Annotated in this window: 38 protein-coding genes; 4 read left to right on the top strand and 34 right to left on the bottom strand. The window is 69.0% G+C overall.

Features of this window, described 5'->3' with window-relative positions:
- The first annotated feature begins 19 nt into the window (after positions 1-19).
- Positions 20-385, top strand: a complete 366-nt coding sequence (locus ACFP2E_RS04900; RefSeq protein WP_378521490.1) for a GntR family transcriptional regulator — start codon at positions 20-22, stop codon at positions 383-385.
- Positions 386-401: 16 nt separating this feature from the next.
- Here the strand turns inward: ACFP2E_RS04900 and ACFP2E_RS04905 are convergent, their stop codons facing one another.
- On the bottom strand, positions 402-674 hold the full coding sequence (locus ACFP2E_RS04905) for a YrhK family protein (RefSeq protein WP_378521491.1): 273 nt from the start codon (positions 672-674) through the stop codon (positions 402-404).
- A gap of 123 nt (positions 675-797) precedes the next feature.
- On the opposite strand from ACFP2E_RS04905, the gene ACFP2E_RS04910 reads away from it, so the two are divergent.
- Together ACFP2E_RS04910 and ACFP2E_RS04915 are read left to right on the top strand one after the other, a co-directional pair.
- Complete coding sequence (locus tag ACFP2E_RS04910; RefSeq protein WP_378521492.1) at positions 798-1,049, top strand: DUF4242 domain-containing protein; 252 nt, start codon at positions 798-800, stop codon at positions 1,047-1,049.
- Positions 1,050-1,105: 56 nt separating this feature from the next.
- A complete protein-coding gene (locus ACFP2E_RS04915) occupies positions 1,106-4,129 on the top strand; it encodes an AAA family ATPase (RefSeq protein WP_378521493.1) in 3,024 nt (1,007 codons plus the stop codon).
- A gap of 23 nt (positions 4,130-4,152) precedes the next feature.
- Here ACFP2E_RS04915 and rplQ read toward each other — a convergent pair whose 3' ends face one another.
- From rplQ to rpsJ, 32 genes are all read right to left on the bottom strand, one after another.
- Positions 4,153-4,716 carry a 50S ribosomal protein L17 gene (gene rplQ / locus ACFP2E_RS04920; protein WP_378521494.1) on the bottom strand — a complete coding sequence of 188 codons (564 nt, stop codon included), beginning with the start codon at positions 4,714-4,716 and terminating at the stop codon, positions 4,153-4,155.
- 80 nt (positions 4,717-4,796) lie between these two features.
- Positions 4,797-5,813 (bottom strand): DNA-directed RNA polymerase subunit alpha, encoded by a 1,017-nt coding sequence (locus ACFP2E_RS04925; protein WP_378521495.1) that lies wholly within the window; start codon positions 5,811-5,813, stop codon positions 4,797-4,799.
- A gap of 115 nt (positions 5,814-5,928) precedes the next feature.
- The gene (rpsD, locus tag ACFP2E_RS04930) at positions 5,929-6,537 is read right to left on the bottom strand and encodes a 30S ribosomal protein S4 (RefSeq protein WP_378521496.1); all 609 of its coding nucleotides are present in this window, start codon (positions 6,535-6,537) and stop codon (positions 5,929-5,931) included.
- 29 nt (positions 6,538-6,566) lie between these two features.
- Positions 6,567-6,974: a 30S ribosomal protein S11 gene (gene rpsK / locus ACFP2E_RS04935; RefSeq protein WP_378521497.1), complete on the bottom strand. Its 408-nt coding sequence runs from the start codon at positions 6,972-6,974 to the stop codon at positions 6,567-6,569.
- Between the two features lie 94 nt (positions 6,975-7,068).
- Positions 7,069-7,446 carry a 30S ribosomal protein S13 gene (gene rpsM, locus ACFP2E_RS04940; protein WP_378521498.1) on the bottom strand — a complete coding sequence of 126 codons (378 nt, stop codon included), beginning with the start codon at positions 7,444-7,446 and terminating at the stop codon, positions 7,069-7,071.
- Positions 7,447-7,635: 189 nt separating this feature from the next.
- Complete coding sequence (rpmJ, locus tag ACFP2E_RS04945; RefSeq protein ID WP_194504229.1) at positions 7,636-7,749, bottom strand: 50S ribosomal protein L36; 114 nt, start codon at positions 7,747-7,749, stop codon at positions 7,636-7,638.
- Positions 7,750-7,798: 49 nt separating this feature from the next.
- Positions 7,799-8,020 carry a translation initiation factor IF-1 gene (infA, locus tag ACFP2E_RS04950; RefSeq protein ID WP_036490070.1) on the bottom strand — a complete coding sequence of 74 codons (222 nt, stop codon included), beginning with the start codon at positions 8,018-8,020 and terminating at the stop codon, positions 7,799-7,801.
- 325 nt (positions 8,021-8,345) lie between these two features.
- Positions 8,346-9,404 carry a TerC family protein gene (locus ACFP2E_RS04955; protein WP_378521499.1) on the bottom strand — a complete coding sequence of 353 codons (1,059 nt, stop codon included), beginning with the start codon at positions 9,402-9,404 and terminating at the stop codon, positions 8,346-8,348.
- A 241-nt stretch (positions 9,405-9,645) separates the two neighbouring features.
- A complete protein-coding gene (gene map, locus ACFP2E_RS04960; RefSeq protein WP_378521664.1) occupies positions 9,646-10,458 on the bottom strand; it encodes a type I methionyl aminopeptidase in 813 nt (270 codons plus the stop codon).
- A gap of 15 nt (positions 10,459-10,473) precedes the next feature.
- Positions 10,474-11,049: an adenylate kinase gene (locus ACFP2E_RS04965; protein WP_378521500.1), complete on the bottom strand. Its 576-nt coding sequence runs from the start codon at positions 11,047-11,049 to the stop codon at positions 10,474-10,476.
- Positions 11,049-12,344 (bottom strand): preprotein translocase subunit SecY, encoded by a 1,296-nt coding sequence (secY, locus tag ACFP2E_RS04970; RefSeq protein ID WP_378521501.1) that lies wholly within the window; start codon positions 12,342-12,344, stop codon positions 11,049-11,051. Before secY ends, ACFP2E_RS04965 begins: the two co-directional genes overlap by 1 nt.
- 173 nt (positions 12,345-12,517) lie before the next feature.
- Positions 12,518-12,958, bottom strand: coding sequence for a 50S ribosomal protein L15 (rplO, locus tag ACFP2E_RS04975; RefSeq protein WP_378521502.1), 441 nt, complete (start codon positions 12,956-12,958; stop codon positions 12,518-12,520).
- A gap of 1 nt (position 12,959) precedes the next feature.
- Entirely contained in the window at positions 12,960-13,142 is a 183-nt protein-coding gene (gene rpmD / locus ACFP2E_RS04980; RefSeq protein WP_378521503.1) for a 50S ribosomal protein L30, read from the bottom strand.
- A complete protein-coding gene (gene rpsE, locus ACFP2E_RS04985; protein WP_378521504.1) occupies positions 13,142-13,759 on the bottom strand; it encodes a 30S ribosomal protein S5 in 618 nt (205 codons plus the stop codon). Before rpsE ends, rpmD begins: the two co-directional genes overlap by 1 nt.
- A 40-nt stretch (positions 13,760-13,799) precedes the next feature.
- Positions 13,800-14,183, bottom strand: a complete 384-nt coding sequence (rplR, locus tag ACFP2E_RS04990) for a 50S ribosomal protein L18 (protein ID WP_378521665.1) — start codon at positions 14,181-14,183, stop codon at positions 13,800-13,802.
- Positions 14,184-14,185: 2 nt separating this feature from the next.
- Positions 14,186-14,725, bottom strand: a complete 540-nt coding sequence (gene rplF / locus ACFP2E_RS04995; protein WP_378521505.1) for a 50S ribosomal protein L6 — start codon at positions 14,723-14,725, stop codon at positions 14,186-14,188.
- A gap of 32 nt (positions 14,726-14,757) precedes the next feature.
- Positions 14,758-15,165 carry a 30S ribosomal protein S8 gene (rpsH, locus tag ACFP2E_RS05000; RefSeq protein ID WP_378521506.1) on the bottom strand — a complete coding sequence of 136 codons (408 nt, stop codon included), beginning with the start codon at positions 15,163-15,165 and terminating at the stop codon, positions 14,758-14,760.
- Between the two features lie 67 nt (positions 15,166-15,232).
- The gene (locus tag ACFP2E_RS05005) at positions 15,233-15,418 is read right to left on the bottom strand and encodes a type Z 30S ribosomal protein S14 (RefSeq protein ID WP_011757321.1); all 186 of its coding nucleotides are present in this window, start codon (positions 15,416-15,418) and stop codon (positions 15,233-15,235) included.
- A 1-nt stretch (position 15,419) separates the two neighbouring features.
- Entirely contained in the window at positions 15,420-15,989 is a 570-nt protein-coding gene (gene rplE / locus ACFP2E_RS05010) for a 50S ribosomal protein L5 (RefSeq protein ID WP_378521507.1), read from the bottom strand.
- 1 nt (position 15,990) lies between these two features.
- Positions 15,991-16,356, bottom strand: coding sequence for a 50S ribosomal protein L24 (gene rplX / locus ACFP2E_RS05015; RefSeq protein ID WP_378521508.1), 366 nt, complete (start codon positions 16,354-16,356; stop codon positions 15,991-15,993).
- A gap of 3 nt (positions 16,357-16,359) precedes the next feature.
- Positions 16,360-16,728, bottom strand: a complete 369-nt coding sequence (gene rplN / locus ACFP2E_RS05020; protein WP_011757324.1) for a 50S ribosomal protein L14 — start codon at positions 16,726-16,728, stop codon at positions 16,360-16,362.
- Positions 16,729-16,868: 140 nt separating this feature from the next.
- A complete protein-coding gene (gene rpsQ / locus ACFP2E_RS05025) occupies positions 16,869-17,141 on the bottom strand; it encodes a 30S ribosomal protein S17 (RefSeq protein WP_378521509.1) in 273 nt (90 codons plus the stop codon).
- Positions 17,138-17,383 (bottom strand): 50S ribosomal protein L29, encoded by a 246-nt coding sequence (gene rpmC, locus ACFP2E_RS05030; protein WP_378521510.1) that lies wholly within the window; start codon positions 17,381-17,383, stop codon positions 17,138-17,140. The genes rpsQ and rpmC overlap by 4 nt, the downstream gene beginning before the upstream one ends.
- Positions 17,383-17,802, bottom strand: coding sequence for a 50S ribosomal protein L16 (gene rplP, locus ACFP2E_RS05035; protein WP_378521511.1), 420 nt, complete (start codon positions 17,800-17,802; stop codon positions 17,383-17,385). The genes rpmC and rplP overlap by 1 nt, the downstream gene beginning before the upstream one ends.
- A gap of 5 nt (positions 17,803-17,807) precedes the next feature.
- Positions 17,808-18,632 carry a 30S ribosomal protein S3 gene (rpsC, locus tag ACFP2E_RS05040; RefSeq protein WP_378521512.1) on the bottom strand — a complete coding sequence of 275 codons (825 nt, stop codon included), beginning with the start codon at positions 18,630-18,632 and terminating at the stop codon, positions 17,808-17,810.
- The gene (gene rplV / locus ACFP2E_RS05045) at positions 18,632-19,057 is read right to left on the bottom strand and encodes a 50S ribosomal protein L22 (protein WP_378521513.1); all 426 of its coding nucleotides are present in this window, start codon (positions 19,055-19,057) and stop codon (positions 18,632-18,634) included. Before rplV ends, rpsC begins: the two co-directional genes overlap by 1 nt.
- Before the next feature lie 37 nt (positions 19,058-19,094).
- Positions 19,095-19,376, bottom strand: coding sequence for a 30S ribosomal protein S19 (rpsS, locus tag ACFP2E_RS05050; protein WP_302268085.1), 282 nt, complete (start codon positions 19,374-19,376; stop codon positions 19,095-19,097).
- Positions 19,377-19,392: 16 nt separating this feature from the next.
- A complete protein-coding gene (gene rplB, locus ACFP2E_RS05055; protein ID WP_378521514.1) occupies positions 19,393-20,226 on the bottom strand; it encodes a 50S ribosomal protein L2 in 834 nt (277 codons plus the stop codon).
- A gap of 29 nt (positions 20,227-20,255) precedes the next feature.
- Positions 20,256-20,561 carry a 50S ribosomal protein L23 gene (gene rplW / locus ACFP2E_RS05060; protein ID WP_378521515.1) on the bottom strand — a complete coding sequence of 102 codons (306 nt, stop codon included), beginning with the start codon at positions 20,559-20,561 and terminating at the stop codon, positions 20,256-20,258.
- Positions 20,558-21,184 (bottom strand): 50S ribosomal protein L4, encoded by a 627-nt coding sequence (rplD, locus tag ACFP2E_RS05065; RefSeq protein ID WP_378521516.1) that lies wholly within the window; start codon positions 21,182-21,184, stop codon positions 20,558-20,560. Before rplD ends, rplW begins: the two co-directional genes overlap by 4 nt.
- Positions 21,181-21,849 carry a 50S ribosomal protein L3 gene (gene rplC, locus ACFP2E_RS05070; protein WP_378521517.1) on the bottom strand — a complete coding sequence of 223 codons (669 nt, stop codon included), beginning with the start codon at positions 21,847-21,849 and terminating at the stop codon, positions 21,181-21,183. The genes rplD and rplC overlap by 4 nt, the downstream gene beginning before the upstream one ends.
- 22 nt (positions 21,850-21,871) lie before the next feature.
- Positions 21,872-22,180 (bottom strand): 30S ribosomal protein S10, encoded by a 309-nt coding sequence (rpsJ, locus tag ACFP2E_RS05075; protein WP_008360994.1) that lies wholly within the window; start codon positions 22,178-22,180, stop codon positions 21,872-21,874.
- A 539-nt stretch (positions 22,181-22,719) separates the two neighbouring features.
- Here rpsJ and ACFP2E_RS05080 point away from each other — a divergent pair.
- Entirely contained in the window at positions 22,720-23,154 is a 435-nt protein-coding gene (locus ACFP2E_RS05080; protein ID WP_378521518.1) for a hypothetical protein, read from the top strand.
- Between the two features lie 137 nt (positions 23,155-23,291).
- Here the strand turns inward: ACFP2E_RS05080 and ACFP2E_RS05085 are convergent, their stop codons facing one another.
- Positions 23,292-24,938, bottom strand: coding sequence for a S8 family serine peptidase (locus ACFP2E_RS05085; protein ID WP_378521519.1), 1,647 nt, complete (start codon positions 24,936-24,938; stop codon positions 23,292-23,294).
- Positions 24,939-24,989 lie beyond the last annotated feature (51 nt).

Below are 24,989 nucleotides of genomic sequence, written 5' to 3' on the forward strand. Positions count from 1 at the left end.
CGCCGCTAGGGTCCGTCTCATGGACGTGCGCCTCGACCCCGTCGACCCGACCTCGTCCGTGCCGCCGTTCGAGCAGCTGCGCGCCCAGGTCGCCGGCAAGGTGGCCGACGGCGTGCTGGCGCCCGGCACCCGGCTCCCCACGGTCCGGGCCCTCGCCACCGAGCTCGGCCTGGCCACCAACACCGTGGCGCGCGTCTACCGCGAGCTCGAGGCCGACGGCGTCGTGGTGACGGAGGGCCGCCGCGGCACCTTCGTCGCGTCCACCTCCGCGGCGACGTCGAGCGACGCGACCGGCGCCGCCGCCACGTACGTCGCCACCGCCCGCCGGCTCGGCCTCTCCCTGCCCGAGGCCGTCGGGCTGGTCGAGCGGGCCTGGCCGCGCTGAGCGCGCGGTCCGGGGGCTAGAAGTCGTCGTCGCTCTCGTGGGAGCGATCACCCTGGCCGCGGCTGCGCAGGTGAACCCGCCGGGCCAGCCTGATGGTCGGGCGGATGGCCAGCTGGGCGCTGCCCACCACGAAGAGCCAGGTGCCGGCGTACGCGGTGGACTCCTGGAAGAACAGGATGCTCCCGACAAGGAACCACAGTGCGATCAGCAGGTCGTTCGTGATGCTCGCGACCTCGTACCGGTTGCGCAGGACCACCTCGTCGGTGGTTCCGGGCAGGTCCAACTCCATCTCTCCTCCTCACTTGCGTCTCCTCCACGCGATCTCGCCAGGTCTACGTGGTTCCACCTAACTCTGCGGGACGTGGCTGCCACACGCTGTGGGGACCGATCCCGCAGAGACAGGAGAAGCACCATGGCACTCTTCATGGACGTCCACGAGCACGTCGAGGGACTCACCGCCGAGGCAGTGGCGGGAGCCCACCAGAGGGACCTCGAGGTCCAGCAGCAGTACGGCGTGGAGTACCTCCGCTACTGGTTCGACGAGGGCTCCGGCAAGGTGTTCTGCCTGGTCGAGGCCCCCGACGCGGAGACCGCGTCGCGGGTTCACAGGGAGGCCCACGGCCTCGTCGCCGAACAGGTAGTGCCGGTCCGCGAGGGCAGCTGAGGATGACCCGTCCGGGCCGGTGCCACCGGCCCGGACGAGCCCCATAATCAACGAGTATGAGCTCGACGGTCCCGGCGTCCCCGCGGCGCGCCACCAGCCGCCGACTGATCGGCCGTGACGTGACGCTGGCTCGACTCGAGCAGGCGTACGCGAAGGCGACCTGCACCGACCGCGCTGTCACCGTCCTGGTCGACGGTCCGGCCGGCATCGGCAAGAGCCGGGTGGTCGACGAGCTCGGACGGCGCGTGACCGACCAGGGGGCTCAGGTGCTCGTCGGCCACTGCGTCCCACTCGGCGAGGAGGTCTTCCCCTACGCCCCCGTCGCGGAGCTGTTGCGCGGCCTGGTCGCGGGCGTCGGCACCGACGCCGTCCGCGCCTGGGCCGGACCCTCGTCGGCCGAGCTGGCCCGGCTGGTTCCGGCGCTCGGCGCCCACAGCGCCCCACCTCACGTGACCACGGCCAGCGTGGGCAGGCTCCTCCAGGCATGCTGCTCGTTGTTCGAGGCGATGAGCGCCGAGCAGCCGGTGGTGCTGGTCGTCGAGGACCTGCACTGGGCCGACCGGTCCACCCGCGACCTGTTGTCGTTGCTGACGCAGCAGCTCCGCGGGAACCTGTTGCTGGTGCTGACCCTGCGCACCGACGAGTCCCCACGGGACGCGGGCGTGGGGCGGCTGGTTGCGGAGCTCGGGCGTCGCACGGCCGATCACATCGGGCTCCCGCCCTTGACGCGACCGGAGCAGGCGCGCCAGCTCAGCGACATCCTCGGGGTCCCGCCCACCACCGCCCTCCTCGACGAGGTGTACTCGCGCGCAGAGGGCAACCCCTTCTTCGCCGAGGAGCTGCTTGCCCTGAACCGCGGCGGGGACCTGCCGCCGACGGTCCGCGACCTCCTCCTCGCCCGGCTGGACTCACTGGGCCCCGTGACTCGTCAGGTGCTGCGCGCTGGAGCCGTCATCGGTCGCTCGTTCCCGCACCCACTGATCGAGGCGGTGGCGGGGCTCGGCCGAGCCCAGCTCGAGGCTTCCCTTCGTCAGGCGGTCGAGGCCCATGTCCTCGTGACGGTTCCCGGGTCCTCGGCTTACGAGTTCAGGCACGCGCTCCTCCAGGAGGCCGTGGCCCACACGCTGCTACCCGGGGAGTCGGTCCGGATCCACCGCCAGGTCGCAGAGGCGCTGGAAGCTCACCCCGACCTGGCGGGTGACGTTCGCTTCGCTTCGGCGCGGATCGCCCGCCACTGGCTCGCCGCCGGAGACGGGCCCGGCGCCCTGGTCGCCTCCCTGGCTGCCGCTCGCGAGGCGAAGCGGGCACTTCTGTTCAGCGAGGCACTGGCCCACCACGAACGTGTGCTGGACCTGCTCGGCACTGTGCCCGACGGCGACCAGCTCATCGACGAGCCACGACACCAGCTCCTGCGCAGCGCGGCCGAGTCGGCCCACCTCGCTGCGGAGCCCCGCCGCGCAGCCGAGCTCATCCGTGACGCGATCGCCGAGGTCGACCCGTCGGACGCCCTCGTCCTGGCCCACCTCCATGAGCGACTCGGGCGCTACCTGTGGATGTCGGCCGACGGGCGGGGCTGCCTGGCAGCCTGCGAGCGGGCGGTCTCCCTCCTCCCGGACGGTAGCGAGACGCATCAGCACGCCTCGGTGCTCAGCGGCTACGCGCAGATCCTCATGCTCTGCGGCAGGTACCCGGAGGCCGAGGCGTACGCCACGAGGGCGATCGAGATCGCCGAGTCGCTGCCCGGCGCACGCTCGGTGGAGGGACACGCGCGCAACAACCTCGGGGTGGCACTGGCCCGCCAGGGACGGCTCGAGGACGGGATCGCCGAGCTTGTCGCCGCACGGCGGATCGCCGAGGACGAGCTCGACGATGTCGACGACATTGCGCGCGCCGTGGCCAACCTGGCCTCGATCCTCGGCGACGCCGGCCGGGTCGCCGAGTGGGCGGAGGTGTCCCGCGAGGCGATCGGGATCGTCGACCGGCTCGGGCTCGGCCGCCGCAAGGGCGTCTGGTGCCGCTGTGACGGGGCGACGGCGCTGGTGCTGCTCGGGCGGTGCGACGAGGCAGCCGCGCTCCTCGAGGAGGCGCGGTCACTGGTCCCCTCAGGGGTCGACGCGTTCCGGACCCATCTCGTCAGCGGCCAGATGCTGCTCCGGCTCGGCTCCTTCACCTCCGCCGCCGACGAGCTGCGCACTGCACACTCGGCCGCCTCCCACCTCGTCGACGGCCAGCTCATCGGGCCGCTGCTCGCAGGTCTGGTGGAGGTGGCGACGTGGCAGGGAGACCACGTCGAGGCCCGTCGCCGGTCGTGTGAGGCGGCGGACCGCCTCCACCCCGAGGAGGACCCGGTCCACGTGTTCCCGGCGTACAGCGCAGCCGTTGCGGCTGCCGTCGAGGAGCACCTCTCCGGGCGGCGGACCCGGCCCCACCTCGACCTCAGCCCGTGGTTCGACCGCATCGAGGCATCTCGCCGCGGCCCGGGACACACGAGCCCGTTGGCGGCGGCCCACGAGGCTACGGCCCGCTGCGAAGCCGCACGCGCGACGGGGACGGACCCGGCCTCGCAGTGGCTGTTCGTCGTGGACGCCTGGGAGGACGTCGGCGACCCCTACCGTGCGTCCTACGCCAGGGCACGGGCGGCGGCCGCGATGCTTCGCGACGGAGGAGACCGGGCCCAGGCGGCCCACCTGCTCGGCCGTGCCCACGGCGACGCCCAGCGGATCGGCGCCTCCCACCTCGTCGACCTGGCCGCGGACCTCGCCCGGAGGGCACGCCTGCGGGCCGTGGGAGAACCGGCGCGCAATCCGTTCCGCCTGACGGCCAGGGAACGCGAGGTGCTGGCACTGGTTGCCGACGGCCTTGCCGACCGCGACATCGGGGCCCGCCTCTTCATCAGCCACCGCACGGTCGAGCGCCACGTCTCGAACCTGCTCGCGAAGCTCGACGCCTCACGACGGGCGGAGCTCACCTCCCTCGCCCACCGTCTGGACCTGGTCGGAGCCGATGCCGTCCCCCGCCCGGCGACCAGCAGCAGCGGTGGGGGGCCGGACATGCACGAGGGCCCGCCACCCAGTGGGTGACGGGCCCTCGACGACCGTTGAGGTCAGGCCTTGTCCTCGGTCTCCTCGGTAGCGGCCTCGGCGGCCGGCTCCTCGGTCTCCTCGGCAGCAGCCTCGGTGGTCTCCTCGGCGGGAGCCTCCTCGGCAGGCTCGGCGGCCGGGGTCTCCTCGACCTCAGCCTCGTCGGCGGGGGCCTCGGTCTTGGCGGGCTCAGCCTTGACCGGCTTCGCCGCCTTCGGCGACGGCGAGTAGGCCTCGGTCACCAGCTCGATGACCGCCATGGGGGCGTTGTCGCCCTTGCGGGGGCCGATCTTGGTGATCCGGGTGTAGCCACCGGGACGCTCCGAGAAGGTCGGGGCGATCTCGGTGAAGAGGGTGTGCACGACCGACTTGTCGCGGATGGTCTTGAGGACCTCGCGACGGTTGTGCAGGTCACCCTTCTTCGCCTTGGTGATCAGCTTCTCGGCGTGCGGGCGCAGCGCGCGCGCCTTGGCCTCGGTGGTCGTGATCCGGCCGTGCTCGAAGAGCTGCGTGGCCAGGTTCGACAGGATCAGCCGCTGGTGGGACGGGCTGCCGCCGAGGCGGGTTCCCTTGGTGGGCTTGGGCATGGTCTCTCTCTCTTCTCCCCGGCCGTACGAGGTACCGGGGTAGACGCCCGGGACCAGCTGGTCCCGGTCGATTTACAGGGTCAGTACTGCTCGTCCTCGACGAACGCGTCGTCGTCGTCGTCGCCGTACGCCGCCAGGGCAGCGTGCGGGTCGAAGCCGGGCGCGCTGTCCTTGAGGGACAGGCCCATCTCGACCAGCTTGGCCTTGACCTCGTCGATCGACTTCGCACCGAAGTTGCGGATGTCGAGCAGGTCCTGCTCCGAGCGGCTGATGAGCTCACCCACGGTGTGGATGCCCTCGCGCTTGAGGCAGTTGTAGGACCGGACGGTCAGCTGCAGGTCCTCGACCGGGAGGGCGAGGTCCGCGGCGAGCTGCTCGTCGACCGGAGACGGGCCGATGTCGATGCCCTCGGCCTCGACGTTGAGCTCACGGGCGAGGCCGAACAGCTCGACGAGGGTCTTGCCGGCCGAGGCGATCGCGTCGCGGGGACGGATCGACGGCTTGGTCTCGACGTCGATGACGAGCTTGTCGAAGTCGGTGCGCTGCTCGACTCGGGTGGCCTCGACCTTGTAGGTCACCTTGAGGACCGGGCTGTAGATCGAGTCGACCGGCATCCGGCCGATCTCGTTGTCGGCGCCCTTGTTCTGGACGGCCGAGACGTAGCCACGGCCGCGCTCGACGACGAGCTCCATCTCCAGCTTGCCCTTGTCGGACAGGGTGGCGATCTTCAGGTCGGGGTTGTGCACCTCGACACCGGCCGGGGGCGCGATGTCGGCCGCGGTGACGTCACCGGCACCGGACTTGCGGAGGTACATGGTGACCGGCTCGTCGTGCTCCGAGGAGACGACCAGGCCCTTGAGGTTCAAGATGACCTCGGTGACGTCCTCCTTGACGCCCTCGATGGTCGAGAACTCGTGGAGGACGTTGTCGATCTTGATGCTGGTGACGGACGCACCGGGGATCGACGACAGGAGGGTACGGCGCAGCGAGTTGCCGAGCGTGTAGCCGAAGCCGGGCTCCAGCGGCTCGATCACGAACCGCGAGCGGAACTCGTCGACGACCTCTTCCGACAGGGTGGGGCGCTGTGCGATGAGCACTGATTCTTTCCTTTCCGGGCCCGACCGCCATTTGACGGGCCCGAACGGCGGCGATGAAGGAAGCGGGTGGTGGTTGCCGAGGATGGTGCGGGGGGCCGGAGCCCCCCGCGCCGGATCACTTCTTCGAGTAGTACTCGACGATCAGCTGCTCCTGGACCGGGATGTCGATCTGGGCCCGGACCGGGAGCTGGTGGACGAGGATCCGCATCCGCGACGGGATCGCCTCGAGCCACGCCGGGACGACGCGCTCGCCGTGGGTCTCGCGAGCCACGATGAACGGGGTCATCTCGAGCGACTTCTCGCGGACGTCGATGACGTCGTGCGCGCTGACCTGGAAGGACGGGATGTCGACCTTCTTGCCGTTCACCTTGAAGTGACCGTGCACCACGAGCTGACGCGCGTGGCGGCGGGTCCGGGCGAAGCCGGCGCGGTAGACGACGTTGTCGAGACGGCACTCGAGCAGCTGGACCAGGTTGTCACCGGTCTTGCCGGAGCGACGCGAAGCCTCCACGTAGTACTTGTGGAACTGCTTCTCCAGGACGCCGTAGGTGAAGCGGGCCTTCTGCTTCTCACGAAGCTGGAGGAGGTACTCGCTCTCCTTGATGCGGCCGCGGCCGTGCTGGCCGGGCGGGTAGGGACGGCGCTCGAACGCAGCGTCGCCGCCGACGAGGTCGACACCGAGACGGCGCGACTTCTTGGTCATGGGGCCGGTGTAGCGGGCCATTCTTCAAAGTCTCCTTCGTACTCGGTCGGTCAGACGCGGCGGCGCTTGGGGGGGCGGCAGCCGTTGTGGGGCGTCGGCGTGACGTCCTGGATGGTGCCGACCTCGAGGCCGATCGCACCCAGCGAACGGATCGCCGTCTCGCGGCCCGAGCCCGGGCCCTTCACGAAGACGTCGATCTTCTTCATGCCGTGCTCCATCGCCCGACGACCGGCGGCCTCGGCGGCCATCTGCGCGGCGTACGGGGTGGACTTGCGGGAGCCCTTGAAGCCGACGGTGCCGGCCGAGGCCCACGAGATCACCGCACCGGTCGGGTCGGTGATCGTGACGATCGTGTTGTTGAACGTGCTCTTGATGTGGGCCTCGCCCTGGGCGACGTTCTTCTTCTCCTTGCGGCGCACCTTCTTGGCGCCGGCCGCTGCGCGGCTCTTGGGAGGCATTCAGTTTCTCCTGAGGTAGCTGGTCTGAGGTGTTCAGTGACGGCGGATCACGCCGGCCGAGCGCGTCGAGGTGCCTCGACGACCCGGCCGTGGATCACTTGGCCTTCTTCTTGCCGGCAACCGTGCGCTTGGGGCCCTTGCGGGTGCGCGCGTTGGTCTTGGTGCGCTGACCGCGGACCGGGAGGCCCTGGCGGTGGCGGCGACCCTGGTAGCTGCCGATCTCGATCTTGCGGCGGATGTCCGCCTGCACCTCACGACGGAGGTCACCCTCGATCTTGAGGTCGCGGCCCTCGATCTCGTCACGGAGCTTGACCAGCTCCTCGTCACCCAGCTGGTGGACGCGCAGGTCGGGGTTGACCCCGGTGGCGGCCAGGAGCTGCTGGGCGCGGGTACGGCCGATGCCGTAGATGTAGGTGAGTGCGACCTCGATGCGCTTGTCGCGCGGGAGGTCCACACCAACGAGGCGTGCCATGGTCTGGCGGTTTCCCTTCGGTTCACGGTGGTCTGGTCGTGTCGCATCCCGGTGTCCTCGACCCGGGCTCCGGCCATCCGTTCCGGAGGTGGTTCAGCACGAGTGCCTAAGCGATCACGTCGTCGTTCGGTGTTCAGTTGTGTTCAGACACGGAGCATCGCTCCGGTGCGCAGCCGGGGCTGCGCGGGCTCAACCCTGGCGCTGCTTGTGGCGCGGGTTGTCGCAGATCACCATGACGCGGCCGTGGCGACGGATCACCTGGCACTTGTCACAGATCCTCTTGACGCTGGGCTTGACCTTCACGTTGTGTCCTTTAGCGGCTTGGTGTCGTCGTGAGCACGCGGGAGCGGGCTCACTTGTACCGGTAGACGATCCGACCCCGGGTGAGGTCGTACGGCGACAGCTCCACCACCACGCGGTCCTCGGGGAGGATCCGGATGTAGTGCTGGCGCATCTTGCCGCTGATGTGGGCGAGCACCTTGTGTCCGTTGGTCAGCTCGACCCGGAACATGGCGTTGGGAAGGGCCTCCACGACGGTGCCCTCGATCTCGATCACGCCTTCTTTCTTCGGCATGTCCTCCGCAATCTGTCGGTCGGTTGTCTACCGTTTGGTGCGCCTGCCGCGGGCCGGTCCCGCGTCAGGTGGCCCGGGAACCTCCGCCGGCTCCGGGGAGCCGGCGTGGACCTCGTGCAGCCGCTCGTGCACCTCGACCCGGGCGCGCACCCGACCGCTCCTGGGAGCGGGTCGGGCGAGTTTCCGGGCAGCCGCGAGGCAGCACGAAGCAGACCCACGTTGGGCCGACACGCCAGTCTAGGGGCACCGCCTCGCGAATCCCTAATCCGGGCGTCTCCGCGAGGCCCGGCCGGGGTAGGCGGCGAGGCCGCGCGGCGTGCCTGGGTCAGTCGTCGGAGAACTCTCGACGGGGCCCGGTCTTGGCGTCGACCTCCTCGCGCGACATCCGCCGCGAGGCCGCCAGGCTCAGGACCGCGGTGATGGCGAGGGTGCCGATGATGACGGTGAGGGACAGCCAGATCGGGATCTCCGGAGCCCACTTGATGTGCTCGCCGCCGTTGATGAAGGGCAGCTCGTTCTCGTGCATGGCGTGCAGGATCAGCTTCACGCCGATGAAGGCGAGCAGGAACGCCAGGCCGTAGGACAGGTAGACCAGTCGCTGCAGCAGGCCGCCGATGAGGAAGTAGAGCTGGCGCAGGCCCATCAGCGCGAACACGTTGGCCGTGAACACGAGGTACGGGTCGCGGGTCAGGCCGTAGATCGCCGGGATGGAGTCGAGCGCGAACAGCAGGTCGGTGGTGCCGAGCGCGAGCACCACGAAGAACATCGGGGTGATCAGGCGCTTGCCGTTCTCCTTGGTGAACAGCGACGTGCCGTGCCACTCGCTGGTCGCAGGGAGGTGCGTCTCGGCGTACTTCACGAGGCGGTTCTCCTCGTAGTCGTCCTCGTCCTCGCTCCCCTCCTTGGCGAGCTTCGCGGCGGTCCACAGCAGGAACGCACCGAAGACGTAGAACACCCAGCTGAACTCGTTGATCGCCGCGGCGCCGACGACGATGAAGATCGCCCGCATGATGAGTGCGAGCACGATGCCGATCATCAGCGCCGTCTGCTGGTACTGCCGCGGGACCGCGAACTTGCTCATGATGATGATGAAGATGAACAGGTTGTCGATCGACAGCGAGTACTCCGTCAGCCAGCCGGCGAAGAACTCGGGCCCGGGGTTCGGGGACAGCTCGCTCGGCTGGGCGAAGACCCACAGCGCGATCCCGAAGAGGATGGCCAGTCCGACGAAGAACGCCAGGTGGCGGCTCACCTCGGCCATGCTCGGCTCGTGGGGCCGGCGCGCGATGATCAGCAGGTCGACCATGATGATGCCGACGGTCACCACGACCGTGACGAGCCAGATGGTGGGCGAGGCGACCGAGTTGCCCAGGATGGCGTTCATGTAGGGGCTGCTCCTCCGGAGGGGCGAGGGGGCGTCAGCGCACCACGGTACGCCGACGCGTCGGAACTCCGGAGGTCTCTTCCGTCACACCGGCACGATGCGACCGGGTGACCGGCGGCACCGGGTGCGGACCGTGGTCCGCGCCGTACTGACGACACCGCCGAGAAGGAATACTCCCCTCCGGGGACCATGCTTCCACGGTCACAGCGGCGACCGCGAATCGGACTACCGGACGGACGGTTCAGTCCCCACCGTAGGGGACGCCGAGCTCGGCCAGCCGTGCCTTGCCGCCGTCGAGGGCGGTGAGGACCCACGCCCCGGTCGGGGTGAGGGTGAAGGTGTGCTCGAAGTGGGCGGCGTGGCTGCCGTCGGTGGTGACGACGGTCCAGTCGTCCTCGAGGACGACCGTCTCGTTGGTGCCGAGGGTGATCATCGGCTCCACGGCGAGCGCGAGGCCGCGGACCAGCTTCGGCCCGCGACCGGGCCGGCCGTAGTTCGGCACGTTCGGCGGCTGGTGCATCTGCGAGCCGATTCCGTGGCCGACGTAGTCCTCGAGGATGCCGTAGTCGCCGCTGCCGCGGACGTGGCTCTCCACGGCGTGGGAGATGTCGGTGACCCGGCCGCCGAGGCGGGCCGCGGCGATGCCGCGCCACAGCGCGTCCTCGGTGACCCGCATCAGCTCGGTCACCTCGGGGGCCACCTCCCCCACCGCCACAGTGATGGCCGCGTCGCCGTGCCAGCCGTCGACGATGGCGCCGCAGTCGATCGAGATCACGTCGCCGTCGGCGAGCACCCGGTCGCCGGGGATGCCGTGGACGACCTCCTCGTTGACCGAGGCGCAGATCGACCCGGTGAACCCGTGGTAGCCCTTGAACGACGGCGTCGCGCCGGAGGAACGGATGTTGTCCTCGGCGAGCGCGTCGAGCTCACCGGTGGAGATGCCGGCACGGACCTGGCCGCGCAGCATCTCGAGGGTCTCGCCGACCACGAGGCCGGCACGGCGCATCGCCTCGATCTGCTCGGGCGTCTTGATCTCGACACCGCGGTCAAGCAGTCCCACAGTCGCTCCTCAGGACCGCGCCACGGCCTCGAGGGCACCGAAGATGCGCTCGGTCACGTCGTCGACCTGACCCATGCCGTCGACCTCGTGCAGGATCTCGCGCTCGCGGTAGACGTCGATGAGCGGGGCGGTCTGCTCGGCGTAGACCTCCTGCCGGCGACGGATGACGTCCTCGGTGTCGTCCGCGCGGCCCTCGAGCTGGGCACGCTGCAGCAGCCGCTGGACGACCTCGTCCTCGTCGACGGTCAGCACGACGACAGCGTCGATGCGGTGGCCGGTGTGCGCGACCATCCCGTCGAGCTCCTCGACCTGGGCGACCGTGCGCGGGTAGCCGTCGAGCAGGAAGCCGGACTCGGCGTCGGGCTCGTCGATGCGGTTGCGCACCATCCGGTTCGTGACCTCGTCGGGGACGTACTCCCCCGCGTCCATGTACCGCTTGGCCTCGACACCCAGCGGCGTGCCCTGGGAGACGTTGGCGCGGAAGATGTCGCCGGTCGAGATCGCCGGAACACCGAAGCGCTCGGCGACGAACTTGGCCTGGGTGCCCTTGCCGGCCCCCGGGGGCCCCATCAGGATCAGCCTCATTACCGCAGGAATCCTTCGTAGTTGCGCTGCTGGAGCTGGCTCTCGATCTGCTTCACCGTGTCGAGGGCGACGCCGACCATGATGAGGATGGACGTACCGCCGAACGGGAAGTTCTGGTTGGCGTTGATCACGACCAGCGCGATGAGCGGGATGAGCGAGATCAGGCCGAGGTAGAGGGCACCGGGCAGCGTGATGCGGGACAGGACGTAGGACAGGTAGTCCTCGGTCGGCTTGCCCGCCCGGATCCCGGGGATGAAGCCGCCGTACTTCTTCATGTTGTCCGCGACCTCCACAGGGTTGAAGGTGATCGAGACGTAGAAGTAGGTGAAGAAGACGATGAGCAGGAAGAACGTCGCCATGTAGACCGGGTGGCTGCCGGCGACGAAGTAGTCGTTGATGAACTCCACCCAGACCGAGCCGCTGTTCTGGTTGAACTGGACCATGAGGGCGGGAAGGTACATCAGCGACGAGGCGAAGATGACCGGGATGATGCCGGCCTGGTTGACCTTCAGCGGGATGTACGTCGAGCTGCCGCCGAACATCTTGCGGCCCACCATCCGGCGGGCGTACTGCACCGGGATCCGGCGCTGCGCCTGCTCGATGAAGATGACCGCGCCGATGATCACGAGGCCGATGGCCAGCACGACGCCGAAGACCCACCAGCCCTCGGTGCTGGCGACCTGGCCCATGGAGCTCGGGAACGTGGCGACGACCTGGGTGAAGATCAGCAGCGACATGCCGTTGCCGATGCCGTGCTCGGTGATGAGCTCGCCGAGCCACATGATCACGGCGGTGCCGGCGGTCATGGTGATGACCATGACGAGGAAGGTGCCCGTGCCGTCGCTGTGCAGCAGCGGCTCGTTGCAGCCCTGGAGCAGGTTGCCCGAGCGCGCCAGCGCCACGATGCCGGTGGCCTGCAGCAGCGCGAGGCCCAGCGTGAGGTAGCGGGTGTACTGCGTGATCTTGGTCTGGCCGGCCTGGCCCTCCTTCTTGAGGGCCTCGAGCCGTGGGATCACCACGACGAGCAGCTGCAGGATGATGCTGGCCGTGATGTACGGCATGATCCCGAGCGCGAAGATGGTGAGCTGCAGCAGCGCACCGCCGGAGAACAGGTTGATCAGGTTGTAGACGCCCTGGTCCTGCACGTTGGCGAGGCACGACTGGACGTTGGCGACGTTGACTCCCGGAGCGGGAACCTGGCTGCCGAGCCGGAAGATCGTGATGATCATCAGGACGAACAGCAGCTTGCGTCGCAGGTCCGGGGTCCGGAAAGCGTTGGCGAACGCGCCTAGCACGACATCCTCTTTCTCCAAGCGGGGTGCGGCCCTCGTCCCTCATCGGCGCGTTCCGCCGTCCGAGCGAGGACCCGGGCAACCCTAACAGGCAACCCGGAGGGCCTCAGTTGTGCGTCGGGGCGCGGTCGGCTCGACGAGCCGTCCGCGCCCCAGCGCATGTGTCATGAAGTTGGTCAGGCGACCGTGGTGGTCCCGCCGGCGGCCTCGATCTTCTCCTTGGCGGAGCCCGAGAACGCCTGCGCGGTGATCTCGACCTTGACGGAGATCTCGCCCTGGCCGAGGACCTTCACCGGGTGGCCGCCGCGCACGGCGCCCTTGGCGACCAGGTCGTCGACCGTGATGGTGCCACCCTCGGGGAAGAGCTCGCTGATCCGGTCGAGGTTGACGACCTGGAACTCGACCTTGAACGGGTTCTTGAAGCCCTTGAGCTTCGGCAGCCGCATGTGGATGGGCATCTGGCCACCCTCGAAGCGGGCCGGCACCTGGTAGCGGGCCTTGGTGCCCTTGGTACCGCGACCCGCGGTCTTGCCCTTCGAGCCCTCACCGCGACCCACACGGGTCTTCGCGGTCTTGGCGCCCGGGGCCGGACGCAGGTGGTGCAGCTTGAGCGTCATGTCAGTCGACCTCCTCGACCGTCACGAGGTGACGGACGGCCTGGACCATGCCGCGGATCTCCGGGCGGTCCTCCTTGACGACCACGTCGCCGATCCGCTTGAGACCCAGCGTGCGCAGGGTCTCGCGCTGGTTCTGCTTGCAGCCGATCGTGGACTTCATCTGCTTGACCTTGAGCTGAGCCATCAGGAAGACACCTCCTGGGAGACACCAGCCGGGACCTCGGTCCGGGCCTTGAGCAGCGCCGCCGGGGCGACGTCCTCGACAGCGAGACCACGACGCGCGGCCACGGCCTCCGGCTGCTCGAGCATGCGCAGCGCCTCGACCGTCGCGTGGACGATGTTGATCTGGTTGGACGAGCCGAGCGACTTGCTCAGCACGTCGTGGATGCCGGCGCACTCCAGCACCGCACGCACCGGGCCACCCGCGATCACACCGGTACCGGGAGCGGCCGGGCGCAGCAGGACGACGCCTGCGGCCTTCTCGCCCTGGACCGGGTGCGGGATGGTCCCCTGGATGCGGGGGACGCGGAAGAAGTGCTTCTTGGCCTCCTCGACACCCTTGGCGATCGCCGCGGGCACCTCCTTGGCCTTGCCGTAGCCGACGCCGACGAGACCCTCACCGTCGCCGACGACCACGAGGGCGGTGAAGCTGAAGCGACGACCACCCTTCACGACCTTGGCGACACGGTTGATCGCAACGACGCGCTCGATGTAGGCGGTCTTGTCAGCACCCTGGCCGCGACGGTCGTCGCGGTTGCCACGGCGCTCGCCACCGCGCTGTCCGCGCTGGGCTCCGCTCATGAGACTGTTCCTCTTCTCTCTCTACTTGCTTGTCGTGCGATCAGAAGGTCAGGCCGCCCTCGCGGGCACCCTCAGCGAGGGCCGCGATGCGACCGTGGTACTTGTTGCCGGCGCGGTCGAAGACCACACCCTCGACGCCCGCGGACTTCGCACGCTCGGCGACGAGCTCGCCGACCTTGCGGGCCTTGGCCGTCTTGTCGCCGTCGAAGCCACGCAGGTCGGCCTCCATGGTGGAGGCGTAGGCCAGCGTCTTGCCGACCAGGTCGTCGACGACCTGGACGGTGATGTGCTTCGAGGAGCGGGTGATGACCAGGCGCGGACGCTCGGCGGTGCCGGAGATCTTCTTCCGACCGCGGACCTGGCGGCGCAGCCGGGACTTGACCCGGGCGGCCGTGTGCTTGTTGGTGGACAGCGAGATCCCCATGGTCACTTACCAGCCTTTCCGACCTTGCGGCGGATGTGCTCACCCGCGTAGCGAACGCCCTTGCCCTTGTACGGCTCGGGCTTGCGCAGCTTGCGGATGTTGGCCGCGGTCTCGCCGACCAGCTGCTTGTCGATGCCCTGCACGCCGAGCTTCGTCGGGCCGTCCACCGTGAAGGTGATGCCCTCGGGCGCGTTGAACGTGATGGGGTGGGAGTACCCGAGCTGGAACTCCAGCTGGGTGGGGCCCTTCGACAGGACGCGGTAACCGACGCCCACGATCTCGAGCTTCTTCTCGTACCCCTCGGTCACGCCGACCACCATGTTGTTGATCAGCGTGCGGGTGAGGCCGTGCAGCGAGCGGCTCTCGCGCTCGTCGTCAGGCCGCTTGATCTCGAGGGCACCGTCGTTCTGCTCGACCGTGATCGGCGCAGCGACACGGTGGGTCAGGGTGCCCTTGGGCCCCTTGACGGTCACCTGTCGGTCGTCGATCGCGACGTCGACACCGGACGGGACCGCGATGGGGAGCTTGCCAATGCGCGACATGCTTCTCTTCCTTCCTCAGTCTCGCGGTTCCGTCACCAGACGTAGGCGAGCACTTCGCCGCCCACGCCCTTCTGGTTCGCCTGGCGGTCGGTGAGCAGGCCCTGGCTCGTCGAGATGATCGCGACGCCGAGGCCGCCGAGCACCTTGGGCAGGCCGGTGTGCTTCGCGTAGACGCGAAGGCCGGGCTTGCTGATACGGCGGACGCCGGCGATCGAGCGCTCTCGGTTACGGCCGTACTTCAGGGTGATGGTGAGGGTCTTGCCCACCTCGCCCTCGGCCGGCTCCTTCACGTCGTACGACGTGATGTAGCCCTCCTGCTGGAGGATGTCCGCGACGCCCTGCTTCAGCTTGCTGTAAGGCATGGACACCGAGTCGTGGTACGCCTGGTTGGCGTTGCGCAGACGGGTGAGCATGTCTGCGATCGGGTCAGTCATCGTCATGATGGGTTCTTTCTCGTCGTGGTTTCGCCCGACTCAGGGACAGGCGACCTTCAACGCGTGTGAGTGATTACCAGGAGGACTTGGTGACGCCGGGCAGCTCGCCGCGGTGCGCCATCTCCCGCAGGCAGATGCGGCACAGGCCGAACTTCCGGTAGACGGCCTTCGGCCGGCCGCAGCGCTGGCACCGGGTGTAGCCGCGAACCGCGAACTTGGGCTTGCGGGCCGCCTTGACCTTCAGAGCAGTCTTCGCCATGTCAGTTCTCCTTGAACGGGAAGCCGAGCTGCTTCAGCAGCGCACGGCCCTCGTCGTCGTTGGTGGCGGTGGTGACGATCGTGATGTCCATGCCGCGCGAGCGGTCGATCTTGTCCTGGTCGATCTCGTGGAACATCACCTGCTCGGTGAGACCGAACGTGTAGTTGCCACGGCCGTCGAACTGCTTCGGCGACAGACCACGGAAGTCGCGGATACGCGGCAGCGCCAGCGACAGCAGGCGGTCCAGGAACTCCCACATGCGGTCGCCGCGCAGCGTGACGTGCGCGCCGATCGGCATGCCCTCACGCAGCTTGAACTGCGCGATGGACTTGCGGGCCTTCGTCACCATCGGCTTCTGGCCGGTGATGGCGGTCAGGTCCTTGATCGCGCCCTCGATGAGCTTCGAGTCGCGGGCCGCCTCGCCGACGCCCATGTTGACCACGATCTTGGTCAGGCCGGGCACCTGCATGACGTTCTTGATGTCGAACTCGTCCCGCAGGGCAGGGAGGATCTCCTCGCGGTAGCGGGTCTTGAGACGCGGCGTGACCTTCTCAGTAGCGGTCTCGGTCATCTCAGATCTCCTTCCCGGACTTGCGGGAGATGCGGACGCTGCGCGTCGCGGTGTACGTCGAGCCGTCGGGACGGCGCTTGGTGACCTCGTCACGACGGAAGCCGATGCGGGTGACGCCGTCACCCTCGACCAGCATCACGTTCGAGACGTGGATGGGGGCCTCGGTGGTGATGATCCCGCCGGTCGTGCCGCCGCGGCCGCCCTGGTTGACGACCTTGGTGTGGCGCTTGACGCGGTTGACGCCCTCGACGATCACCCGCTGCTCCTCGCGGAGCACCTGGATGACCTTGCCCTCGGCGCCCTTGTCCTTGCCGGCGATGACCTTGACGGTGTCGCCCTTCTTGATGTTCACGCTGTTCTTACCCATGGCTCAGAGCACCTCCGGCGCGAGCGAGATGATCTTCATGAACTTCTTCTCGCGCAGCTCGCGGCCCACGGGGCCGAAGATGCGGGTGCCTCGCGGCTCGCCGTCGTTCTTGAGGATGACGGCGGCGTTCTCGTCGAAGCGGATGTAGGAACCGTCGGGGCGACGACGCTCCTTGACGGTGCGCACGACGACGGCCTTGACGACGTCACCCTTCTTCACGTTGCCACCGGGGATCGCGTCCTTGACGGTGGCGACGATGACGTCGCCGATACCGGCGTAGCGTCGACCCGAGCCACCGAGAACACGGATGCAGAGGATCTCCTTCGCACCGGTGTTGTCGGCGACCTTGAGTCGCGACTCCTGCTGGATCATCAGTTTCTCCTGGTTGTCGAGCTGGTTCTCGCCGCCTCCCGGGCGACGAGCCTGGCCGAACTAATGGGGTGGGTGCCCGCCCGGTGGGGCGGACGGGGGCTGCTGGACCGGCGACACGAGCGAGCTCGGCCGCCGGTCACTCACTTGGCCTTCTCGAGGACCTCGACGACGCGCCAGCGCTTGGTGGCCGACAGCGGACGGGTCTCCATGATGAGGACCCGGTCGCCGATGCCGCACTGGTTCTGCTCGTCGTGCGCCTTGAGCCGCGAGGTCTTGCGCATGACCTTGCCGTAGAGGGCGTGCTTGACCCGGTCCTCGACGGACACGACCACGGTCTTGTCCATCTTGTCGCTGACGACCAGGCCCTCACGGACCTTGCGGAAGTTGCGCGTGCTCTCGGTGGTCTCGCTCATGCGGCACCGTCCTTCTCGTTGGCCTCGTTCTCACCGGGGGTGCTGCGGATTCCGAGCTCGCGCTCGCGCACCACGGTGTAGATCCGGGCGATGTCCTTCTTGACCGTGCGGAGCCGGCCGTGGCTCTCCAGCTGGCCGGTGGCCGCCTGGAAACGGAGGTTGAAAAGCTCCTCCTTGGCCTCGCGCAGCTTGGACTCGAGGTCGATGTTGGTCATCTCGTCGAGCTCGTGAGCGGTAGCCATCAGAATTCACCTGCCTCACGGGAGACGAACCGGCACTTCATCGGGAGCTTGTGCATCGCGCGGCGCATGGCCTCGCGCGCGACGCTCTCGTCGACGCCGGAGAGTTCGAACATGACACGACCGGGCTTGACGTTCGCGACCCACCACTCGGGCGAGCCCTTACCGGAACCCATGCGGGTCTCGGCGGGCTTCTTCGTCAGCGGACGGTCCGGGTAGATGTTGATCCACACCTTTCCGCCTCGCTTGATGTGGCGGGTCATCGCGATACGCGCCGACTCGATCTGGCGGTTGGTCACGTAGTGACCCTCGACCGCCTGGATCCCGAAGTCACCGAAGGCGAGCTTCGTACCGCCCTTGGCAACACCGTTGCGCTTCGGGTGGTGCTGCTTGCGGTGCTTGACACGACGGGGCATCAACATGGTGCTCAGCCCTCCTGACCGGCAGACTCGGTGGAGGTCGCCTCGGCGGGCGCCTCCGCAGCGGGGGCCTCGGCCGCGCGGTCCGAACGCGTGGGACGGTCACCGCGCGAGCCACGGCTCGGGCGGTCGCCACCACGGCTCGGACGGCCACCACGGCCCGGCACGCCGGCGCGGGCTGCGGCCTGCGCCTGGCGCTCGGCGCGGGTGCCCGCGACCTCGCCCTTGTAGATCCAGACCTTGACGCCGATGCGACCGAAGGTCGTACGGGCCTCGTAGAAGCCGTAGTCGATGTCCGCGCGCAGGGTGTGCAGCGGGACGCGACCCTCGCGGTAGAACTCGGTGCGCGACATCTCGGCGCCGTTGAGGCGGCCCGAGCACTGGATCCGGATGCCCTTGGCACCGGAGCGCATCGTCGTCTGCATCGCCTTGCGCATGGCGCGGCGGAACTGCACACGACCCGAGAGCTGCTCGGCGACGCCCTGGGCGACCAGCTGCGCGTCGACCTCGGGGCTCTTGACCTCGAGGATGTTCAGCTGGACCTGCTTGCCGGTCAGCTTCTCGAGCTCGCCGCGGATGCGGTCGGCCTCGGCGCCACGGCGGCCGATGACGATGCCCGGACGAGCGGTGTGGATGTCCACCCGCACGCGGTCCCGGGTCCGCTCGATCTCGACCTTGGAGATGCCGGCCCGCTCCATGCCCTTGGAGAGCAGCTTGCGGATCGCGACGTCCTCACCGACGTACGACTTGTACAGCTTGTCGGCGTACCAACGGCTCTTGTGGTCCGTCGAGATGCCGAGGCGGAAGCCGTTCGGGTTGATCTTCTGCCCCATCAGGCAGTCCGTCCCTTCTTCTCGGCCACCACATCTGCGGGCTGGACCGCCAGCGTGATGTGGCTCGTGCGCTTGTTGATGCGGGTCGCGCGGCCCTGGGCACGCGGACGCCAACGCTTCATCGTCGGACCCTCGTCGACCTGCGCGACGGAGACGACCAGGTCAGCCCGGTCGAGGCCCTCGGTGGTCTCGGCGTTCGCGATGGCGCTCTCCAGCACCTTGTAGACCGTCTCGGACGCGGCCTGCGGCGCGAACTGCAGCAGGGACAGCGCGTCGTCGACGGGAAGGCCACGGACCATGTCGACGACACGGCGGGCCTTCATGGGCGTGATCCGCGCAAAGCGCGCGCTCGCGAAGGCACCCGGCTGGTCGCCGAGCAGCGACTCGCGGCGGGCGCTGCTGCGCCGACGCTCGGTAACGCTCATTGCTCGTTATCTCCAGTCTCTCGAAGATCGCGCCGCGTCAGCGGCGGCGACCCTTCCGGTCTTCCTTCACGTGCCCGCGGTAGGTGCGGGTGGGCGCGAACTCGCCGAGCTTGTGGCCGACCATCGAGTCGGTCACGAACACGGGAACGTGCTTGCGGCCGTCGTGCACGGCGATCGTGTGGCCGATCATGGCCGGGACGATCATCGAGCGGCGCGACCAGGTCTTGATCACGTTGTGGCTGCCCTTCTCGTTCTCCGCGTCCACCTTCTTCATCAGGTGGTCGTCGACGAAGGGGCCCTTCTTCAGGCTGCGAGGCATCTCGTTACTTCCCTACTCAGCGCTTCTTGCCGGTCTTGCGGCGACGGATGATCTGGGAGTCGGAGGCCTTGCGCTTGCGCGTGCGGCCCTCGGGCTTGCCCCAGGGGGACACCGGGTGGCGACCACCCGACGTCTTGCCCTCGCCACCACCGTGCGGGTGGTCGACCGGGTTCATGACGACACCGCGGACGGTCGGGCGCTTGCCCTTCCAGCGCATACGGCCGGCCTTGCCCCAGTTGATGTTCGACTGCTCGGCGTTGCCGACCTCGCCGATGGTGGCGCGGCAGCGGACGTCGACGAAGCGCATCTCGCCGGAGGGCATGCGCAGCGTGGCGCGCGAACCCTCACGGGCGATCAGCTGGGCGCTGATGCCGGCGGAGCGGGCGATCTTGGCACCGCCACCCGGCCGCAGCTCGACCGCGTGGATGGTGGTACCGACCGGGATGTTGCGCAGCGGCAGGTTGTTGCCGGGCTTGATGTCGGCGTTCGGGCCCGACTCGACCATCGCGCCCTGCTCCAGGTTCTTCGGCGCGATGATGTAGCGCTTCTCGCCGTCGGCGTAGTGGAGCAGCGCGATGCGCGCGGTCCGGTTCGGGTCGTACTCGATGTGAGCGACCTTGGCCGGGACGCCGTCCTTGTCGTAGCGACGGAAGTCGATGATCCGGTAGGCGCGCTTGTGACCGCCGCCCTGGTGCCGGGTGGTGATCCGGCCCTGGTTGTTGCGGCCGCCCTTCTTGGGCAGCGGGCGGGTCAGCGACTTCTCCGGCGTGGTCCGGGTCACCTCGACGAAGTCGGCGACCGACGAGCCACGACGGCCCGGGGTGGTCGGCTTGTACTTGCGGATAGCCATTTCTCAGTCCTCGCGTTCAGCAGACCCGGTCAGGAGACCGGACCTCCGAAGATGTCGATGCGGTGGCCCTCGGCCAGGCTGACGATGGCGCGCTTGGTGTTGGCACGCTTGCCCATCCCGAACCGGGTGCGGCGGGTCTTGCCCTGGCGGTTGATCGTGTTGACCGACGTCACCTTGACGTTGAACACCTTCTCGACCGCGATCTTGATCTCGGTCTTGTTGGCGTCCGGGTGCACGATGAACGTGTACTTGTTCGCGTCGAGCAGGCCGTAGCTCTTCTCGGAGACGACCGGCGCGATCAGGATGTCGCGGTGGTCCTTGTGCAGGGTGCTCACTTGGCAGCCTCCTTCGCGGTGCCGCTCACGAACGCGTCGTACGCGCCCTTGGTGAAGATGACGTCGTCGCTGGCCAGCACGTCGTAGGTGTTGATCTGGTCGACGGCGACGAGGTGCACCTCGGGGGCGTTGCGCAGCGACAGCCAGGTGACGGTGTCGTTGCGCTCGAGCACGACGAGGTACTTGGTGCGGTCGGTCAGACCGGCCAGCGCCTTGAGGGCGTTCCGCGTCGACGGAGCGTCGCCGGTGACGAGGCTCTCCACCACGTGGATGCGGTCGTTGCGCGCCCGGTCCGACAGGGCGCCACGCAGGGCGGCGGCCTTCATCTTCTTGGGGGTGCGCTGGTCGTACTTGCGCGGCTGCGGGCCGTGGACGACGCCACCGCCGGCGAACTGCGGCGCACGAGTCGAGCCCTGGCGGGCCCGGCCGGTGCCCTTCTGCTTGTAGGGCTTGCGGCCACCGCCGCGGACCTCGCCGCGGGTCTTGGTGGCGTGCGTGCCCTGACGGGCGGCGGCCTGCTGGGCCACGACCACCTGGTGGATCAGGGGGACGTTGACCTCGACGTCGAAGATCTCGGCGGGCAGGTCGACCTTGACCTTCTTAGCGGTCGCTGCGTCACTCATCGGGCGGCCTCCTGGTTCGTCTTGGCGGCCGAGCGCAGGACCACGAGACCACCCTTGGGGCCGGGGACGGCGCCCTTGAGGAGGATGAGGCCCTTCTCGGTGTCGACGGCGTGCACGGTGAGGTTCTGGGTGGTCACGGTGGCGTTACCCATGCGACCAGCCATGCGCATGCCCTTGAACACGCGACCCGGGGTGGCGCAGGCGCCGATCGAGCCCGGCTTGCGGTGGTTGCGGTGCGCACCGTGGGAGGCGCCCACGCCGGAGAAGCCGTGACGCTTCATGGTTCCGGCGAAGCCCTTGCCCTTGCTGGTGCCGGTCACGTCGACCTCGTCGCCGGCGGCGAAGGTGTCGACGGCCAGCTCCTGGCCCACGGAGTACTCGCCGGCAGCGGCGGTGCGGATCTCGACCAGGTGACGACGCGGGGTCGTGCCGGCCTTGGTGAAGTGACCCGCCTGCGGCTTGGTCACCTTGCGGCCGTCGATCTCGCCGAAACCGATCTGCACGGCCGAGTAGCCGTCGGTCTCGGGGAGACGGACCTGGGTGACCACGTTGGTGTTCGCGGCGATCACGGTCACGGGGACGACGCGGTTGTTCTCGTCCCACAGCTGGGTCATGCCGAGCTTGGTGCCCAGCAGGCCCTTCAGGTTGCGTTCCAAAGTGCTCATGGCGCGGTCTTCTCCTCGGGCCTCAGAGCTTGATCTCGATGTCGACGCCAGCAGGCAGGTCGAGGCGCATCAGCGAGTCGACGGTCTTCGGCGTGGGGTCGATGATGTCGATGAGGCGCTTGTGGGTGCGCATCTCGAAGTGCTCGCGGGAGTCCTTGTACTTGTGGGGCGAGCGGATGACGCAGTACACGTTCTTCTCGGTCGGCAGCGGCACCGGGCCGGCGACCTTGGCACCCGTGCGGGTGACCGTGTCCACGATCTTGCGCGCCGAGGTGTCGATCACCTCGTGGTCATAGGCCTTGAGCCTGATGCGGATCTTCTGTCCCGCCATAGGTCTCTCTCGTCCTTCTCGGTTCGCACCCCGGGAGGTGCCGCGTGCAGTGCCATCCCGAGACCACCCCCGGTTGAGGGAGTCCCGCCCTTGCTCGCCACCCCAGCGCCGACCCCCGCGGTCGGGCGTGTCGCCTAGTTGGGACACACCGCGGGACCGGGGTCCTGCAGCTGGTGTTGGTGGCGCCCGACGGGTTCGTCGGGCTGATCGGGTCTCCAGGATCGGTGCGGCCGCACGCCAAACCACTGATCACTTCTGGGGAGAACCGATTCAATAGTCAAGGTGTGCCGCACCCCGGCAACCCGCCGGAGCAACCGGACCATCTTGGCAGAAGGCCGGGTGATGCGCCAAATCGAACCGGTCCCGGTCCGGGGCGCCCCACCGGATGCGGGTCCAGCCCGCCCGGTGAAGCGTCGACCCTACCGCGTCAGCGCGCGCGGAGCACGTTCTCGAGGCCCTCGGTGACCGGCACCGAGCAGCCGCCCACGTCACAGGCGTCGGGCCTTGCCGGGAATCGGCCGGCGACCTACCGTCGCTGCATGGGCTGGCTGCTCACCGAGGGCACTGTGCTCCTCGTCGTCGCTGCCGGCCTGGGGCTGGCACTGAATCCACGTTGCCGTCCGCGGCTCCGCCGCAGGATCCGATCCGTCAACCGGTCCCTGCACCGGCTGCCCGAGCACCTCGGCCTCCGCGCCACGCCGCCCCGCCCTCTCCACCGACGCCCCATCGAGGTGGTCGCCCACGAGGCACGCCGCCTCGGCCGGCTGTACCGGGCCACCCGGACCGGGGTCTCGTTCGCGAAGTCGGAGGCCGTCCGGCAGGCCTATGACGACGTGCTCGTAGAGGGCTGCGAGGCCCTCGGCATCCCGCACCTGCTCTGCGTGCTCGCGCCCGGAGACGACCTCGACACCGAGCGGGCGCGGGTCGAGCGGCTGCTGCACATCTGGGGCCTCGACCTCGACGACGCCGCATGACGGATAGTTCGTGACGCTCGGGTCGCCAAACGGCTTCTCGAGCGACCCGAACGTCACGAGCCATCCCGCTCCACGGGCAGACGCAACGCGGTGCCGTCCGGCCCCGAGCCCGGACGGCACCGCGTGTGGGCGAGGTGTCAGCTGGTCGTGACCGACACGTCGTCGATGAGGAAGCTCGTCTGCAGCATCGAGTCCTCGGTGCCCTCGAACTTCAGGTTCACCGTCTGCCCCTTGTATGCCGTCAGGCTGAGGGTCCGGGTCACGTAGCCGGTGGTCTCGTTGGCGTTGGACCAGGTCCCGAGCAGCGTCGAGCCGGCGTACACCCGCAGGAAGTCGTAGGCGGTGGAGCCGGTCTCCGCGCTGTCGACCCGCAGCGCGAAGGTCAGCGTGGCGCTGGAGACGTTCGACGGGATGGTCACCGACTGGTTGACCTGCTCGGTGGACGACGAGCCGTAGCCGTTCAGCCAGGCCTTGTAGCTGCCGGTGGCGGCGGCGTAGCCGGTGGTGCCGATGACGCCGGTGGTGCCGCTCCAGCCCGTGGTGCCCTGCTCGTAGCCGCCGTTGGTGACGAGGTTGCTGCTCGGCGGCGGCGGGGTGCCACCGCCCGGGTTGGTGTAGAGCAGCTTGTTCGGCGAGCCGTTGGCGCCGGTGATCTTGCCGGAGGTGGTGCTGCCCAGGATCGCGCTGGTGACCGTGGCCGGGCTGGCGGTCGGGTTGCCCTGGAGGTACAGGGCGACGGCGCCCGCGACGTGCGGCGACGCCATCGAGGTGCCGGAAATGGTGTTGGTTGCCGTGCTCGAGGTGTGCCACGCCGAGGTGATGCTGCTGCCCGGGGCGAACAGGTCGACGCAGGAGCCCCAGTTGGAGAAGCTCGAGCGGGCGTCGGTGCTCGTCGACGAGGCGACGGTGATCGCCGCCGCGGCGCGCGCCGGGGAGGCCGTGCACGCGTCCTTGTTGTCGTTGCCCGCGGCCACCACGACGGTGACACCGGCGTTGACCATCCGGTCGACCGCGGCGTCGGTGGCGCTGTCGGCCGAGCCGCCGAGCGACATGTTCGCGACCCGCGGCGACGTGGCCGGCTGGCCGGCCACCCAGTCCATGCCCGCGATGACCCCGGAGTTGGTGCCGCTGCCGGAGCAGTCGAGGACCCGGACGGGGATGACGGTGGCGCTCTTCGCGACGCCGTACGTCGTACCGGCGACCGTGCCGGCGACGTGCGTGCCGTGGCCGTTGCAGTCGGTGGTGCCGCGACCGTCGTTGATGGCGGTGTAGCCGGCGGCCATGCGGCCCGAGAACTCCTGGTGCGAACCCAGGACGCCGGTGTCGATGATGTAGGCCTTCACGCCGGAGCCGGTGGCGTTGTAGGTGTAGGTGCCGGACAGCGGCAGGTCGCGCTGGTCCACCCGGTCGATGCCCCAGGTCGCGTTGTTCTGGGTGGCGTCGATGCTGACCACCTGGTCCTGCTGGACGAGGGCGACGCGCGGGTCGCGGCGCACCTGCGCCAGCTGGGCCGCGTCGAGGTCGGCGACGTACCCGTCGAGGTGCTGGTAGACCTGGCGGACCGTGCCGCCGCTCTCGCGCACCGCCTCGCGCGACTTCTGGTTGTCGGCGCGGCTGCTGCCCTTGTCGAGCATCACGATGTAGCGGCCCTCGACGGCGTCAGCCGCCGACGCCTGGTGCAGCGGCGCGACGTCCTCGGCCGCGCCGGCGCCGGCCGGCACCAGCGCCGAACCAAGCGCGGCCACGGCCAGGCTGGCCGTGACGACTGCTGTCCTCCTGAACATCCAGTTCCCTCCATCCGGCCCGCACCGCGGACCTGTCGCACGCCCGAGACC

The organism is Nocardioides sp. GCM10027114 (genome assembly GCF_042659625.1).
Taxonomy (GTDB): domain Bacteria; phylum Actinomycetota; class Actinomycetes; order Propionibacteriales; family Nocardioidaceae; genus Nocardioides.

Bases quoted from the DNA above. Each gene is read 5' to 3' on its own strand.
- ACFP2E_RS05085 (WP_378521519.1), bottom strand. From the start codon at position 24,938: ATGTTCAGGAGGACAGCAGTCGTCACGGCCAGCCTGGCCGTGGCCGCG.
- ACFP2E_RS04965 (WP_378521500.1), bottom strand. From the start codon at position 11,049: ATGAGGCTGATCCTGATGGGGCCCCCGGGGGCCGGCAAGGGCACCCAG.
- rplQ (WP_378521494.1), bottom strand. From the start codon at position 4,716: ATGCCCAAGCCCACCAAGGGAACCCGCCTCGGCGGCAGCCCGTCCCAC.
- rplX (WP_378521508.1), bottom strand. From the start codon at position 16,356: ATGGGTAAGAACAGCGTGAACATCAAGAAGGGCGACACCGTCAAGGTC.
- ACFP2E_RS04910 (WP_378521492.1), top strand. From the start codon at position 798: ATGGCACTCTTCATGGACGTCCACGAGCACGTCGAGGGACTCACCGCC.
- ACFP2E_RS04915 (WP_378521493.1), top strand. From the start codon at position 1,106: ATGAGCTCGACGGTCCCGGCGTCCCCGCGGCGCGCCACCAGCCGCCGA.
- ACFP2E_RS04900 (WP_378521490.1), top strand. From the start codon at position 20: ATGGACGTGCGCCTCGACCCCGTCGACCCGACCTCGTCCGTGCCGCCG.
- rpsQ (WP_378521509.1), bottom strand. From the start codon at position 17,141: ATGAGCGAGACCACCGAGAGCACGCGCAACTTCCGCAAGGTCCGTGAG.
- rpsE (WP_378521504.1), bottom strand. From the start codon at position 13,759: ATGAGCGGAGCCCAGCGCGGACAGCGCGGTGGCGAGCGCCGTGGCAAC.
- rplE (WP_378521507.1), bottom strand. From the start codon at position 15,989: ATGACCGAGACCGCTACTGAGAAGGTCACGCCGCGTCTCAAGACCCGC.
- rplO (WP_378521502.1), bottom strand. From the start codon at position 12,958: ATGACGCTCAAGCTGCACCACCTGCGTCCGGCCCCGGGCGCCAAGACC.
- rpsJ (WP_008360994.1), bottom strand. From the start codon at position 22,180: ATGGCGGGACAGAAGATCCGCATCAGGCTCAAGGCCTATGACCACGAG.
- rplF (WP_378521505.1), bottom strand. From the start codon at position 14,725: ATGTCGCGCATTGGCAAGCTCCCCATCGCGGTCCCGTCCGGTGTCGAC.
- ACFP2E_RS04955 (WP_378521499.1), bottom strand. From the start codon at position 9,404: ATGAACGCCATCCTGGGCAACTCGGTCGCCTCGCCCACCATCTGGCTC.
- rplP (WP_378521511.1), bottom strand. From the start codon at position 17,802: ATGTTGATGCCCCGTCGTGTCAAGCACCGCAAGCAGCACCACCCGAAG.
- rplC (WP_378521517.1), bottom strand. From the start codon at position 21,849: ATGAGCACTTTGGAACGCAACCTGAAGGGCCTGCTGGGCACCAAGCTC.
- ACFP2E_RS05080 (WP_378521518.1), top strand. From the start codon at position 22,720: ATGGGCTGGCTGCTCACCGAGGGCACTGTGCTCCTCGTCGTCGCTGCC.
- rpsM (WP_378521498.1), bottom strand. From the start codon at position 7,446: ATGGCACGCCTCGTTGGTGTGGACCTCCCGCGCGACAAGCGCATCGAG.
- rplV (WP_378521513.1), bottom strand. From the start codon at position 19,057: ATGAGCGTTACCGAGCGTCGGCGCAGCAGCGCCCGCCGCGAGTCGCTG.
- rpsK (WP_378521497.1), bottom strand. From the start codon at position 6,974: ATGCCTCCCAAGAGCCGCGCAGCGGCCGGCGCCAAGAAGGTGCGCCGC.
- rplB (WP_378521514.1), bottom strand. From the start codon at position 20,226: ATGGCTATCCGCAAGTACAAGCCGACCACCCCGGGCCGTCGTGGCTCG.
- rplN (WP_011757324.1), bottom strand. From the start codon at position 16,728: ATGATCCAGCAGGAGTCGCGACTCAAGGTCGCCGACAACACCGGTGCG.
- rpmC (WP_378521510.1), bottom strand. From the start codon at position 17,383: ATGGCTACCGCTCACGAGCTCGACGAGATGACCAACATCGACCTCGAG.
- rpsD (WP_378521496.1), bottom strand. From the start codon at position 6,537: ATGGCCCGCTACACCGGCCCCATGACCAAGAAGTCGCGCCGTCTCGGT.
- rplD (WP_378521516.1), bottom strand. From the start codon at position 21,184: ATGAGTGACGCAGCGACCGCTAAGAAGGTCAAGGTCGACCTGCCCGCC.
- infA (WP_036490070.1), bottom strand. From the start codon at position 8,020: ATGCCGAAGAAAGAAGGCGTGATCGAGATCGAGGGCACCGTCGTGGAG.
- rpsS (WP_302268085.1), bottom strand. From the start codon at position 19,376: ATGCCTCGCAGCCTGAAGAAGGGCCCCTTCGTCGACGACCACCTGATG.
- ACFP2E_RS05005 (WP_011757321.1), bottom strand. From the start codon at position 15,418: ATGGCGAAGACTGCTCTGAAGGTCAAGGCGGCCCGCAAGCCCAAGTTC.
- rplR (WP_378521665.1), bottom strand. From the start codon at position 14,183: ATGGGGATCTCGCTGTCCACCAACAAGCACACGGCCGCCCGGGTCAAG.
- ACFP2E_RS04905 (WP_378521491.1), bottom strand. From the start codon at position 674: ATGGAGTTGGACCTGCCCGGAACCACCGACGAGGTGGTCCTGCGCAAC.
- rpsH (WP_378521506.1), bottom strand. From the start codon at position 15,165: ATGACGATGACTGACCCGATCGCAGACATGCTCACCCGTCTGCGCAAC.
- rpmD (WP_378521503.1), bottom strand. From the start codon at position 13,142: ATGGCTCAGCTCAAGGTCAAGCAGATGAAGTCCACGATCGGCTGCAAG.
- rpsC (WP_378521512.1), bottom strand. From the start codon at position 18,632: ATGGGGCAGAAGATCAACCCGAACGGCTTCCGCCTCGGCATCTCGACG.